Annotated in this window: 13 protein-coding genes; 10 read left to right on the plus strand and 3 right to left on the minus strand. The window is 60.7% G+C overall.

The window, feature by feature from the left end; translation table 11 throughout:
• Together AC6FTP_RS02165 and AC6FTP_RS02170 are read left to right on the plus strand one after the other, a co-directional pair.
• Positions 1 to 503: hypothetical protein (locus tag AC6FTP_RS02165; protein WP_497205260.1), on the plus strand; the 503-nt coding region annotated here is incomplete at its 5' end.
• 24 nt (positions 504 to 527) lie between these two features.
• Positions 528 to 2,528, plus strand: a complete 2,001-nt coding sequence (locus AC6FTP_RS02170) for a hypothetical protein (protein WP_497205261.1) — start codon at positions 528 to 530, stop codon at positions 2,526 to 2,528.
• A 95-nt stretch (positions 2,529 to 2,623) separates the two neighbouring features.
• Here AC6FTP_RS02170 and msrA read toward each other — a convergent pair whose 3' ends face one another.
• Positions 2,624 to 3,247 (minus strand): peptide-methionine (S)-S-oxide reductase MsrA, encoded by a 624-nt coding sequence (msrA, locus tag AC6FTP_RS02175; RefSeq protein WP_497205262.1) that lies wholly within the window; start codon positions 3,245 to 3,247, stop codon positions 2,624 to 2,626.
• Positions 3,248 to 3,436: 189 nt separating this feature from the next.
• On the opposite strand from msrA, the gene AC6FTP_RS02180 reads away from it, so the two are divergent.
• The 4 genes from AC6FTP_RS02180 to AC6FTP_RS02195 all read left to right on the plus strand — a co-directional run bounded on the left by AC6FTP_RS02180 (position 3,437) and on the right by AC6FTP_RS02195 (position 6,802).
• Positions 3,437 to 3,739 carry a ribonuclease III domain-containing protein gene (locus AC6FTP_RS02180; protein ID WP_497205263.1) on the plus strand — a complete coding sequence of 101 codons (303 nt, stop codon included), beginning with the start codon at positions 3,437 to 3,439 and terminating at the stop codon, positions 3,737 to 3,739.
• An 85-nt stretch (positions 3,740 to 3,824) separates the two neighbouring features.
• Positions 3,825 to 5,321, plus strand: a complete 1,497-nt coding sequence (locus AC6FTP_RS02185) for a class I adenylate-forming enzyme family protein (protein ID WP_497205264.1) — start codon at positions 3,825 to 3,827, stop codon at positions 5,319 to 5,321.
• A complete protein-coding gene (locus AC6FTP_RS02190) occupies positions 5,318 to 6,550 on the plus strand; it encodes a type III PLP-dependent enzyme domain-containing protein (RefSeq protein WP_497205265.1) in 1,233 nt (410 codons plus the stop codon). The genes AC6FTP_RS02185 and AC6FTP_RS02190 overlap by 4 nt, the downstream gene beginning before the upstream one ends.
• A gap of 18 nt (positions 6,551 to 6,568) precedes the next feature.
• Entirely contained in the window at positions 6,569 to 6,802 is a 234-nt protein-coding gene (locus AC6FTP_RS02195; RefSeq protein ID WP_497205266.1) for a phosphopantetheine-binding protein, read from the plus strand.
• 3 nt (positions 6,803 to 6,805) lie between these two features.
• Here AC6FTP_RS02195 and AC6FTP_RS02200 read toward each other — a convergent pair whose 3' ends face one another.
• Entirely contained in the window at positions 6,806 to 7,798 is a 993-nt protein-coding gene (locus AC6FTP_RS02200) for a hypothetical protein (protein WP_497205267.1), read from the minus strand.
• 78 nt (positions 7,799 to 7,876) lie between these two features.
• Here AC6FTP_RS02200 and AC6FTP_RS02205 point away from each other — a divergent pair, with 78 nt between their 5' ends.
• Together AC6FTP_RS02205 and AC6FTP_RS02210 are read left to right on the plus strand one after the other, a co-directional pair.
• Complete coding sequence (locus AC6FTP_RS02205) at positions 7,877 to 9,208, plus strand: hypothetical protein (protein ID WP_497205268.1); 1,332 nt, start codon at positions 7,877 to 7,879, stop codon at positions 9,206 to 9,208.
• Positions 9,209 to 9,287: 79 nt separating this feature from the next.
• Entirely contained in the window at positions 9,288 to 9,647 is a 360-nt protein-coding gene (locus AC6FTP_RS02210) for a hypothetical protein (RefSeq protein ID WP_497205269.1), read from the plus strand.
• Here the strand turns inward: AC6FTP_RS02210 and AC6FTP_RS02215 are convergent, their stop codons facing one another.
• Positions 9,648 to 10,142, minus strand: coding sequence for a hypothetical protein (locus tag AC6FTP_RS02215; protein ID WP_497205270.1), 495 nt, complete (start codon positions 10,140 to 10,142; stop codon positions 9,648 to 9,650).
• 75 nt (positions 10,143 to 10,217) lie between these two features.
• On the opposite strand from AC6FTP_RS02215, the gene AC6FTP_RS02220 reads away from it, so the two are divergent.
• Positions 10,218 to 10,757: a flavoprotein gene (locus AC6FTP_RS02220; RefSeq protein WP_497205271.1), complete on the plus strand. Its 540-nt coding sequence runs from the start codon at positions 10,218 to 10,220 to the stop codon at positions 10,755 to 10,757.
• Between the two features lie 25 nt (positions 10,758 to 10,782).
• The gene (gene hemL, locus AC6FTP_RS02225) at positions 10,783 to 12,069 is read left to right on the plus strand and encodes a glutamate-1-semialdehyde 2,1-aminomutase (protein ID WP_497205272.1); all 1,287 of its coding nucleotides are present in this window, start codon (positions 10,783 to 10,785) and stop codon (positions 12,067 to 12,069) included.
• The last annotated feature ends 34 nt before the right edge of the window (positions 12,070 to 12,103 follow it).

Consider the following 12,103-nt stretch of genomic DNA (forward strand, 5'->3'; position numbering starts at 1 on the left):
TCACGGGCACCTCGACGAGCCTCGTGGTGATGAACAGCTACTTCGCCAACCCCGAGCGCCCGCGCGACTTCTCCAGCACTGCCGCCATCTTCGAGACCTTCCGCCACGCCCACCACTGGATGAAGGCCGAGTACTTCATGTCCACCATGCCGGACAAAGGCGAGGAATACGAGACGACGCAGTTCTACGGCCTCATGGCTAACCCCCACGGCATCTTCGCGCTCTACTCGTATCGCAGCGCGCAGCAGTTCCATAACTTCTGGGCCGCAGGCTCTGGCCGCGACTTCGCCCTCGGAGCCATGCAGACCGTTTATCAGCACTACGATGACGTGACCGACATCGTCAAAGCCGGCCTTTACGCCTCCGCCGAGTTCGACAGCGCCACCGCCGGACCTTTTGAGATCTACACCTGCCCGCTCATTGCCGTGGAGTCGCCCTTCAAAGCTGCGAAACCGGCGAAGCCTGCCAAACCAGCGAAGAAGAAAGCACGCCGCAAAGCGTAAGCCTCCGTTCACATTCTCCCAACCATGAAACGCCTCGCTCTCGCCCTAATTCCTATCATCGCCCTTGCCGATGGTCCCAAGGACAACCTCGCTGAAAATGTCCGCCCGATTCCGCCTCCCGGAGTCGCCGTGCCGGAGGCAGATGCCAAAGCTCTCCAGCAAGGTCTGACGGAGCTGCGTGCTGCTATCGACGCAGCCGCCAAGGCTCAGGCAAAGAACCCGAAGCTCGCCGATCTGCTACCCGATGTGGAGATTTACCACAAGGCGGTGGATTGGGCGCTGAAGTACAACGAAGTCCACAAACTCACCGAGCTGAAAGCTGCCCAGGAAATCATCGCCGAAGGCAAACAACGCGCCGAGCAGCTCAAGAACGGCCAGCATCCGTGGACGACGCAGAAAGGTCTCGTCGTCCGTGGCTATCGCTCAAAGATCGACGGCTCCGTGCAGCCCTACGGCATGGTCATTCCAGAGAGCTACAGCGGTGCGCCATCGCGTCTGGATGCCTGGTGCCATGGCCGTGGCGAGACGCTGAGCGAGATGGGTTTCATCGACCAACGCCGCAAGCAGGTTGGCAATGTCGCTCCGGCCAACACGCTCGTTTTGCACCCCTATGGCCGCTACTGCTGCGCGAACAAATTTGCCGGTGAAGTCGATCTGCTGGAGGCGCTCGATCACGCCAAGAAGTTCTACGCCATCGACGAAGACCGCACCATCGTCCGCGGCTTCAGCATGGGTGGTGCCGCTGCCTGGCAGTTCGCCGTGAACTACGCGGAGAAATGGTGCGCTGCGAACCCCGGCGCAGGTTTTGCCGAGACCCCTGAGTTCCTCAATGTCTTCCAGAGCGAGGACGTCTCCAAAATCCCCGCCTATGAAAAGACGCTCTGGCATTGGTACAACGCCACCGACAGCGCCTTGAACCTCTTCCACGTCCCCACCGTGGCCTACAGCGGCGAGATCGATAAGCAGAAGCAGGCCGCCGACATCATGGAGCGCTACCTCCGCGAGGAAAACATCGAGCTGACCCACATCATCGGCCCGCAGACCGCGCATAAAATCGAGCCCAACGCCCTCATCGAAGTTGAAAAGCGCCTCGCCGCCATCGCTGCCGTCGGTCGTGACCGCACACCGCGTGAGATCCACTTCACCACCTGGTTCCTTCGCTACAACTCCATGCACTGGATCACGGTGGACGAGCTGGAGAAGCACTGGGAGCGCACCCGCGTCCATGCCGAAATCACCGGCGATGCCGAAGTCACGATCAAAACGCAGAACGTCGCCGCCATCACCCTCGACTTCCCCGCCGGCCACTGCCCGCTCAGCGTCCGCGAAAAGCCCACCGTGAAGATTGATGGCACCGCGCTGGAAGTCGTGCGCCCAAAGACGGATCGCTCCTGGGTCGTGCATCTGCGCCGTAGCGGTAGCAAGTGGCAGCAGACGCTCACCGCCCATGAAGAGGGCAAGATCGTGAAGCAGCACGGTCTCTCCGGCCCCATCGACGACGCTTTCATGGACAGCTTCCTCTTCGTGAAACCCACCGGCATCGCCATGAACGACAAAGTCGGCGCCTGGACCAAAGCCGAGATGGATCGCGCCAGCTTCGAGTGGCGTCGCCAGTTCCGTGGCGATGCTCCTGCGAAGGATGACAAAGCCATCACCGATGCCGACATCGCCGCCAACAATCTCATCCTCTGGGGCGATCCGCAGAGCAACGCCGTGCTCGCCAAAGTCATCGCTAAACTGCCCATCCAGTGGACGAACGGCAAGCTCATCGCCAACGGTAAAACCTACGACACCGCCACCCACGCGCCCGTGCTCGTCTATCCGAACCCGCTGAACCCGAAGCGCTACATCGTCATCAACAGTAGCTTTACCTATCGCGAATACGACTACCTCAACAACGCCCGCCAGATCGCCAAACTGCCCGACTGGGCCGTGATCGATCTCACCCAGCCGAAGACGCCCCGCGCCGCTGGCGGCATCGCCGATGCCGGTTTCTTCAATGAAGCCTGGCAGTGGGGGAAGTGATCTCGTTGTAATTCTGTCGAAGCAAAAAGGGTCAAGGGGGGCGACTCCCTTGACCCTTTTGAATGTTTGGCCCTCGCTTCGATGCAGCGGCTATCTTACTTTGCCTCAACTTTCAGCTTGGCCTTCTCTTCTAGCTTTTTGCGGAACTTGATCACCTTCGGGCTGACGACGACGCGGCAGTAACCGGCATACGGGTTGTTGGCGAAGTAGTCCTGGTGGTAGTCCTCGGCGGGGTAGAATTTTTTCAGCGGCACGATCTCGGTGACGATCTTCTCGGGGCTATCTTTTTGAGCTTCGGCCATGGAGGCTTCGGCGATCTTCTTCTGCTCCTCGCTGGTGTACATGATGGTGGAGCGATACTGAGGGCCTTCGTCGTTGCCCTGGCGGTTCAGGGTGGTGGGATCATGGGCGAGCCAGAAGAGGTCGATGATGTCCTTGAAGGTGATGATGGAGGGGTCGTAGTCGATCTTGATGACTTCGGCATGGCCGGTGGTCTTTTCGCAGACCTGCTGGTAGGTCGGATTGTCCACATGGCCGCCGGCGTAGCCGCTGACGACCTTGTTCACGCCTTTGAGCATTTTGTACTGGGCCTCCACGCACCAGAAGCAGCCGCCACCGATGATGGCGGACTCCGTTTTGCCCGAGGGGGCGGGATCAGCAGCAGTGGCGGAGGTGGCGAGGAGGGACATGGCGGCGAGGGTGGCAAAGAGGGATTTCATGGTCGCAGGGGGATGCAGAGTTTTGGCGACGACACAACCGTTACGTCAGCCGTCATCCTTTCAGACGAAAGAGGATTCGTGGAGTGGGAGCGAGATCAGCGAAGTCTATTCCGGGTGAAAATGAAGTGTCATCATCCACACGCCGCTAATTCCTGCTTGGCACCGCAGTGACCTCGGGCAATCTGGCGAATGCCTGACGCTCCTCATCCTCTCGAAAAACTCCGCCAAGATGCCTGGATCGGCGATGCCGTGCTGGAGTTGTATGTTCGCTCGTGGGTGCTGCGGCATCATGGTGCGATGGATGCGGAGATGAAGACGCGCTTTACCTGCAATCAGTTCCTGAACTGCTTCGGCAATCCGACGAAGGTCGAGGCGGATATCGGCGTCATTTATCAGCGTGAGGGAATGGAGCCCGCCTTCGCGTGGATTCGCGAGCACCTGGAGCCGTTGTTTGTGAAGCAGGAAGCCAATCGCGGGCCGCGCAGGCATTGATGTGGCGGCTGACACGACAAGGAAGAACGTATTCCACCTTGCCTCCGAAATGGGCTGAGCGTTCATTTCCGGCTCATCCCCCCCGATGCCTGATTTTCATCTTCAAGACCTGCTCTCCCAGGCCGCTCTGCGTTTCCCGCAGCGGACGTTCCTGTTTGATGATCGGCAAAGCCTGACCTTCGCCGAAGCCGCCTCACGGGTGGAGCGGTTGGCTGCAGGCATGATGAAGCTGGGAGCGCGGACAGGAGATCGAGTGCTGATCGTGTCCGAGAACCGCGTGGAGCTGCCGCTGACGACTCTCGCAGCGACCCGTGCCGGGCTGGTCTTTTCCGTGCTCACCTCGCAGATCAAGGCGGAGTCTTTTCAGCGCATCGTCGGGCAATGCGAGCCGTCTTTGATCTTGCTGGAGGAGAAGCGGGCCGATCTCCGCCCCTTCTGCGGCACGGCCAAGGTCGTGTCGCTCGATCAGGACTTCGCCGCTTTGAGTGAAACGGAAGCCGTCGAGCTACCGAAACCCGAGGGCGGAGATGCCCTGGCCTTCCTCGTTTTCACTTCCGGCTCCACCGGGATGCCGCGCGGGGTGATGCTGAGCCATGCGAATGTGGATTTCGTCACGCGGGCGATTTTGGCGCGGCTTCAGTATCGGGAGACGGACCGAATCGGCGTCTTCCTGCCTCTATCCTTCGACTACGGTTTCTACCAGATTTTTTATGCGCTGATGAGTGGAGCTGCGCTCTTCATCGGGCGCTCCGAGATGGCTGGGCCAGAGCTGCCGCGCATCCTCGCGCGGCATGAGATCACGGTGCTTCCCGGCGTGCCGACGCTCTTCGCTGGACTCATCAAGATGCAGTCCTGGCGGCCCGTGGCACTGCCCCATCTGCGGATGCTGAGCAACACGGGCGATCACCTGCCGCTGCCGCACATTCGTCAGCTCCAGCAGCTCTTTCCCCAGGCGCGCGTATTCCCGATGTATGGCCTCACGGAGTGCAAGCGTGTCTCCATCCTGCTGCCGGAGGAGATCGACGCGCACGAAAACAGCGTCGGTCGTGCGCTGGATGGCACGGAAGTCTGGACCGAGTCGCCTGACGGAGAAAGGCTGCTGCCGGGAGAAGTCGGGGAGTTCATCGTCAGCGGACCGCATGTGGGCCTCGGCTACTGGCGAGCACCCGAGGAGACGGCGAAACGCTACCGCACATTGCTGGATGGTAGGCGTCTGCTCGTGACCGGAGACTACGGCGCGGTGGATGCCGAAGGCTTCCTGCACTTCCAGGCACGCAGTGATTTCATGATCAAGCACAAGGGCCACCGCATGAGCCCGGTGGAGATCGAGGAGGCTGCCTGCCGCGTGCATGGCGTCACTGCCGCTGGCTGCATCAAAGACGAGGCGCAGAACCAGCTCTGCCTCTTCATCGCCTCCACCGGCGGTCCTTTGGAAGATGCGGAGATCCTGACCGCGCTCGCGCAGCATCTCGAGCGCGCCAAGCTGCCGGATCGACTCATCCACCTGCCCGATCTGCCACGCACGGCGAATCAAAAAGTGGATCGTAAAGCTCTCCGCGCGCTGCTTTCCTCCGCCGCATGAATGCCACGCTCGCCCAGACTCTCGCCACGCATCACGGCACCCCCTTTTACGCCTATGATCTGGCCGGAGTTAGCTCTCGAGCTGCGGAGCTTTTTGCGGCACTGCCAGACGGCGCTTCGGTCTGCTATTCCTTCAAAGCGAACCCCTTGCCTGCCATCGCTCGACGGGTGCGGGAGGCGGGTTGCCGTGCTGAAATCACCTCGGAAGGAGAACTCGCCGCCGCGCAGGCCGCAGGCTTCACGGGAGATCAAATGCTCTTCGGCGGACCCGGTAAGACACGCCTGGAAATCGAAACCGCGCTGGCTGCCGGCATCCGGCTTTTCTCCAGCGAGTCCTTCCGCGATCTGGCGCTGCTTTCAGATCTCTGCCAGCAGCGTGGCATCACCGCGCAGGTGCTGCTGCGGGTGAATCCCGCCGAGGCACCGGACGCTCGTCTCGCCATGAGCGGCGTGGAGAGCCAGTTCGGCTTCGAGGAATCGCTGCTGCTGACTCCTGCCGCGCGTGAGCGTGTGCTCCAGCCCCATCTCGATGTCTGTGGCGTGCATGTGTACTTTGGCACTCAGGTTTCTGGCGTGGATGCACTCACGACGAATACCCAGCGCGCTCTTGCCGCCGCCCGGCGAGTGCAGTCGGCCTTGGGCTTCGACTGCCGCATCATCAATGCGGGTGGCGGCTTCCCCTGGCCTTACGCGAACGATCACACCCCGCCCGTGCTCGATGGCCTGCGCCAGCGGTTGGATGACGTCTGGCAGAGCACGGACTTCGCCAAGGCCGGCGCGGAACTTTGGTTCGAGTCCGGCCGCTATCTCAGCGCTAGCAGCGGCTGGCTCGTGGCCCGTGTGCTGGAAGTGAAATCCCTGCCGACGAAGACCTTCATCATTCTCGATACCGGCATTCATCATCTCGGCGGCATGGCCGGACTCGGGCGCGTGCCGCGCGGGGCGGTGACTATGCAAAACCTCAGCCGTGAGGTGTCGGCGGAGCCAATGATCACGGCAGATCTCGTCGGGCCTTTATGCACGCCGCTGGACTGTCTGGCGCGCGGCTTGAAGATTCCGCCCGTCGAGCCCGGCGACCTCATCGGCATCCCAAACGTCGGCGCCTACGGTCTCACAGCCAGCCTGCTCGCCTTCCTCAGCCATCCGCCGCCGGTCGAGATCGCCCATGAAAGCGGCCAAGAAGTCGAAGTCTGGCGATTGCGCCATGGACACGAGCGGCTGTCTGCCTGATTTTTTCGTCCCCCCGTCATGCTTTCCTCTGAAGACCGTCTCATCGCCCTGCTGCGTCCCTTTCTCCGCCTCCTCCCCGCAGACGCCGGGTTGCCCATGGATGCAGATCTCGGCAAACTGGGGCTGGATTCGCTGCAATCCATCGAGCTGCTGATGGCGCTGGAGCAGGAGTTTGGGGTCACGATCCCGGATGAAAAAATCACCGTCGATGCCTTTGCCACACCGGCAAACGTGCTCGCCCTGGTGAGCTGAGATTCAAAGCCCCCAGTCGCCCTCGGCCATCACCTGGCGCAGAGGCTGGTCTTTCAGAGCCGGAGGCAGCCAGCAGAAATGGCTGATCCTTTCCTCCCGCTGGTAAAACTGCGGCACGCCCTGCCAGGGATCATCCGGAAGGAAAGCCGCGAGGCTGATGAAGGGCCACCAGTTCCCGTGATCAGCAGGAGAATGGCGAATGAGCCAGCCGATGAGTAACCGTAGCTCATGATTCGTCTCCAGCGTGGTGAACCAGTCCATCACCTTCCAGGTGGGCACGCCGCGGATGGGCTTGGCGATGAGCATCACATAAGAACTCAGGCCACCCTCCTGATCTACGATACCGACAAAATGGTGCTGCCGCATCGGCGACGCCGCATACCAGCGGAGGTACTCGGGCGTGATGTGCTTCTGAACGAAGCCTTTGGCAAGGCCGGGGGAGATGTGGCGCACCCGCCGAACGTCCGTGGTCACCTCCCGCTCAGGTCCCAGCTTTGTGAGATCTGCATTCATCACGCCGGCGAACAGAGCGGCCGGGATGCCACGCACGACGAGACTGCGGCGCACCTGCATCCGGGGAGTCCAGCCCCAGCGTGTGAGCAGCGCTTGCACCTCCGGGCTCGGTGTCGTGTCCACCAGCAGGAGGTCACGCCCCTGACGCTGGAGCATCATTCCCATCGGCAGCGCGGCGTGCCGGTGGCCCTCCGTCACCGCCCAGGAGGTGGCGATCAAGGCCGGGATGGGCTTGCCCGTGGCGTCTTCATAAAGCGTCGGGATCGTGCCGAGATAGCCGACCATATGATCCCCATCCCGCAGGCACCAGCCACGGCATGGATGCGCCTGAGCAAAGGGGTTTTCATCCCACCAGTAGGCGAAACGCCGCAGCCACTGCGGCTCATCGCAGGCGTCTTCTCCCAAAAACTGCGTCTTCAAAAACGCCGCCAACTCCGTTCGCGTGGAAGGGCTGTCTTGAAAGAGTTCGAGCTGTGCGGACATCGGAAAAATCTACGCATTCGCCGTGCTAATGCTCGACTTTTTCTTGTCCCTGCTGCCACCACATGGCTACCCTTCGTCATGGCATGGAAATTTGATCAGGCGATCGTGCGCGGTGAACTCGACAACACCGAGCAGGGCCGTGTGCAGGTGCGTCTGGAGATCCTCGGGCGCAAAGAACCCCTGCTGTTCGATTTAGCCGGCGATGCCTGGCAGGACATCGCGGGCAGTCGGCTGCGCTTTTCCAATCCGACCCCAAAGCGACAGTTCAAAATTCCAACCACCGCGGGCGTTCAGGCAGGCTGGGTGGGAGACATCACCGCTTCACGAAAAGTGAAGGTCTTCACTGTGCCTGAGGAAGAGTGGCGACAGGCGTATCGGGAGGGAAACATCGACTCGATGCCCACCGAGATGAGGAACAGCCTCTACCTCGAATGGTTCACCGTTGAGCACGGTCGCTGCGTGGTCGAGAGCGCCGACTTCGAGATCGAGGTCATCGAGCACTCCTGGCAGATGGATGAGGATGATGAGGCCGCGCAAAAACTGGCCAACATGCACGCCATGCGTGAATACCTCGCCGGCATCATTCAGCGTCCTCCCCAGCCTGAAGACGGCGAATACGATGACGAACTGCGCCAGGAAGACTTCACAGAGGAGAAATGGGAGGAGCAACTGAAGGCCTCCGACCGTCTCAACGACGCCAGCATGGAGGCGCATGACAAGTACATCGAAGACGATGAATCCGAGAGAAAGATCGCCTTTGTCATGGGCTGGGATCACATCATCGAAGACATGGCCGATGAGCAGGAAGGCGTGCTGCCCTCCGACGATGATTCACCCGAGAAAAAGCGCCGTCGAGAATGGATCGAGGCAATGAACGAGGCCTGCCAGGCTGTCGAGAATGGCGAAGTCGAGGACGACGACGAAGATCTCATCGAGGACGATGAAGACGTGGAGGACTCGGACGACGAAGTTGCTGACGAGGATGATGAAGACGATGACATCTTCGGTGAAATCGACCGTCATCCGCTTCAGAAGCAGTCCAGGAAGTTCATGATGCGTGTTTTTGAAGAAATGCGCAGTGCCGGACTGGATGATCCGCGAGATGAGGAGCCCGGCCACCCGCTGGATGTCTTCCTTTCCAACGTGATGCAGATCTCCGGCAAACTCGCCGGGGCACTCGGCATCATGCGCCGCCGAGTGACCACCAGAATCGACATCGACACAGGCCACGTCCTCGCCATCACCAAGCGCTGCCTGAACTGGGCCAACGAGGCGCTCGCTGCGCTGAACTCCCTGCACGAACTCCCCGAATATGCCGCCCATCACTCCCTTTTGGATGGCTGGCAGGCGGAGCTTTATTCCCTCCGGGATGGCATCACGGATGTCCGCCGCGAACTTCAGGGAGGCTAAGAATCGACCACTCAGGATAAAAAACGGCACGTTTTCAGCATCGACAAACGGCCCGCCGTCAGATGAAACTCACTCCAGCATGACTCAGCCGCAACGCGAAGCCCTCTTCGACCTCCTCTCCCTTTCCATCTATGCCGATGCCCATGTCTCCCTCGCCGAGGAAGATTTGCTGAAGCAGACCTTTGTAAAAAAGGGCTGGAAGTCCGACTACCCCAAAGACCTCTTCATCGAGGAATCCTTCGCCCGTGCCCGCGAAGCTTCCGAGAGTGATGAAACCGTCTTTGACTACCTCAACAAACGCGCCGCCGTCTTCACGACGAAGGGTGCGCAAAAGGAGGCCTGTGATGTCCTCAATGCCATCCTCGAAAGCGATGGCATGGAAGCCGAGGAGAACGAGTTTTACAGCCTGTTCATCCAGTCATTACCCATGGTGAAATGATCAGCGGATGCTGCCTTGCCACAGCTTCGACTTCTTGCTCTCCAACTTCGTCAAATCCAGAGGTGCGTCAGATTTCACCTCTGCCTTCGCGCCGCGCACATCCAGCGTGAGCGACGAATTCAAATGTGAAGCCTCCAGCCAGTAGCGGAGCCGCACACTCTGCGAGGTTTGAGCAGCGATCTGTGGCGGTTTCTCCACCGGCAGGATGTACAGCGGCACCTCTTTGCCATCGCCAGTCGTGAGCTTCACATCCGGCGGTTGCAGGATCAGCGGGCGCGGGCTCGCATTGCGGTAGCGCAGTTCGATGTCCAGCCGCGCATTGCCAAAGTCACGCTCCAGCGTGCAGCGGTGGATCACCAGTGCAGGGTCGGTGCTCGTGGACTCGATCGGCTGCGGATCGCCCTCGACCACAGGTTTGTCCATGAGCACCCAGACGGCAGCGCCACCACCGAGGATCAACAGCACCCAGACTTCGAATCGTTTCAGGAAAGACATGACCTCGGGTCGCTCTGAGCCGCCAGAAATGCAATTTCAGCTTTCAGTTTTCAGCTTCCGGCTTTCTGTCCGCCTATGGCAAACATCGTTCTCGGCATCACTGGCTCCATCGCAGCATATAAAGCGGCGGACATCGCCAGCCAGCTCACTAAAGCCGGGCATGTGGTGACCTGCGTGCTCACGAAGGAAGCCGTGGAATTCGTCACGCCGCTCACCCTCGGCACCCTTTCGCGTCGCCCGGTCATCACCGATCTCTTTGCCGAAAAAGAAGGCTGGCAGCCCGGCCACATCCAGCTCGCCGATGACGCCGACCTCCTGCTCATCGCCCCAGCCACCGCGAATATCCTCGCTGCCATGGCCCATGGCTTCGCCAATGATGCGCTCACGGCCATCGCCCTTGCCACGCGTGCGCCGATCCTCATCGCCCCGGCCATGAATGGCAAAATGTGGCAGCACCCCGCCACTTTGCGAAATGTCGAGACCCTCAAAGCCTGGGGCGTCAGCTTCATCGAGCCCGCCGAAGGTTTGCTCGCCTGTGGTTACGAAGGCGTGGGACGACTGGCTCCGGTGGAAGAGATTGTGGCAGCGGCACAGCAAGCTTTTGTTCGACGCTGACGACCTCCCGCGTATCCGTTTCGCAATGCCCAACGGACCCATCTCAACCAAGCTCTTCGATCTCGCCAAGCAATACATCCCCGGCGGTGTGAACTCGCCCGTGCGCGCGTTCCGCAATGTCGGTGGAGATCCCTTCTTCGTCCGCCGCGCCAAAGGCAGCCGCATCTGGGATGTTGATGGCCGCGAGATGATCGACTTCGTCGGCACCTGGGGGCCGGCCATCCTCGGTCATGCGCCACGTCCAGTGATCGAAGCCATCCACAATGCCGCGAAGGAAGGCGTCAGCTTCGGCATCCCGAATCCGTATGAAGTCGAGATGGCCCGCATGATCTGCGAGTGGGTGCCATCCATCCAAAAAGTGCGCATGGTCAGCAGCGGCACGGAGGCCACCATGTCCGCCATCCGCCTCGCACGTGGTTTCACCGGCAGAGATCGACTCGTGAAGTTCGATGGCTGTTACCACGGTCATAGCGACAGCCTCCTCGTCGCCGCGGGCAGTGGTGCTCTGACCCATGGCAATCCCGACAGCGCCGGCGTGCCCCGTGCCTTTGCCGAGTTGACCACCGTGCTTCCCTTCAACGACGAAGCAGCGCTGGAGGAGCTGTTTGAAAAGAAAGGTCACGAGATCGCCGCGCTCATCGTCGAGCCCTACCCGGCCAATGCAGGCCTCATTTTGCCAAAGCCCGGCTTCCTGCAAAAGCTGCGCGACATCACGGCGAAGCACGGAACCATCCTCATTTTTGATGAAGTCATGACTGGCTTCCGCCTCGCCAAAGGCGGCGTGCAGGAGCTGGAGGGCATCACGCCAGATCTCACCTGCCTCGGTAAAGTCATTGGCGGTGGTCTGCCCGTCGGAGCCTTCGGTGGTCGTGCTGACATCATGGATTTCCTCGCGCCGCTCGGCCCTGTGTATCAGGCCGGCACGCTCAGCGGCAATCCCGTCGCCCTCGCGGCCGGACTCGCGCAACTTCATGAAATGGACAAACAGCAAGGCTACAAGCATCTCGAAGCCATCGGCAAGATCATGGAAGACGCCGTGCTCGACGTGCTGAAGAAGAAAGGCCTCGGCTACCGCTGGTATCGCAAAGGCAGCATGTTCTGCCTCTTTTTCACCGAGAAGGAAGTCCACAACCTGCAAGACGCCAAGACCTCCGACCTCGCCGCCTTCCGCAAGTTCTTCCACCACTGCCTCGACAACGGCGTGTACTTCGCCCCCAGCCAGTTCGAGACCGGCTTCATCAGCCTCGCCCACGACGAAGCCGACATGGCCCGCGCTGCAGAAGTGGCGGCGGAGGCGCTGGCGGCGCTGTAAAAAGGCCGTGCCGAGTTTGAGGTGGCATGATAAT

The sequence above is a fragment of the Prosthecobacter sp. genome, assembly GCF_044378005.1.
Taxonomy (GTDB): Bacteria; Verrucomicrobiota; Verrucomicrobiia; order Verrucomicrobiales; family Verrucomicrobiaceae; genus Prosthecobacter.

Bases quoted from the DNA above. Each gene is read 5' to 3' on its own strand.
- AC6FTP_RS02190 (WP_497205265.1), top strand. From the start codon at position 5,318: ATGAATGCCACGCTCGCCCAGACTCTCGCCACGCATCACGGCACCCCC.
- AC6FTP_RS02205 (WP_497205268.1), top strand. From the start codon at position 7,877: ATGGCATGGAAATTTGATCAGGCGATCGTGCGCGGTGAACTCGACAAC.
- AC6FTP_RS02185 (WP_497205264.1), top strand. From the start codon at position 3,825: ATGCCTGATTTTCATCTTCAAGACCTGCTCTCCCAGGCCGCTCTGCGT.
- AC6FTP_RS02220 (WP_497205271.1), top strand. From the start codon at position 10,218: ATGGCAAACATCGTTCTCGGCATCACTGGCTCCATCGCAGCATATAAA.
- AC6FTP_RS02200 (WP_497205267.1), bottom strand. From the start codon at position 7,798: ATGTCCGCACAGCTCGAACTCTTTCAAGACAGCCCTTCCACGCGAACG.
- AC6FTP_RS02215 (WP_497205270.1), bottom strand. From the start codon at position 10,142: ATGTCTTTCCTGAAACGATTCGAAGTCTGGGTGCTGTTGATCCTCGGT.
- AC6FTP_RS02195 (WP_497205266.1), top strand. From the start codon at position 6,569: ATGCTTTCCTCTGAAGACCGTCTCATCGCCCTGCTGCGTCCCTTTCTC.
- msrA (WP_497205262.1), bottom strand. From the start codon at position 3,247: ATGAAATCCCTCTTTGCCACCCTCGCCGCCATGTCCCTCCTCGCCACC.
- AC6FTP_RS02170 (WP_497205261.1), top strand. From the start codon at position 528: ATGAAACGCCTCGCTCTCGCCCTAATTCCTATCATCGCCCTTGCCGAT.
- AC6FTP_RS02180 (WP_497205263.1), top strand. From the start codon at position 3,437: ATGCCTGACGCTCCTCATCCTCTCGAAAAACTCCGCCAAGATGCCTGG.
- AC6FTP_RS02210 (WP_497205269.1), top strand. From the start codon at position 9,288: ATGACTCAGCCGCAACGCGAAGCCCTCTTCGACCTCCTCTCCCTTTCC.
- hemL (WP_497205272.1), top strand. From the start codon at position 10,783: ATGCCCAACGGACCCATCTCAACCAAGCTCTTCGATCTCGCCAAGCAA.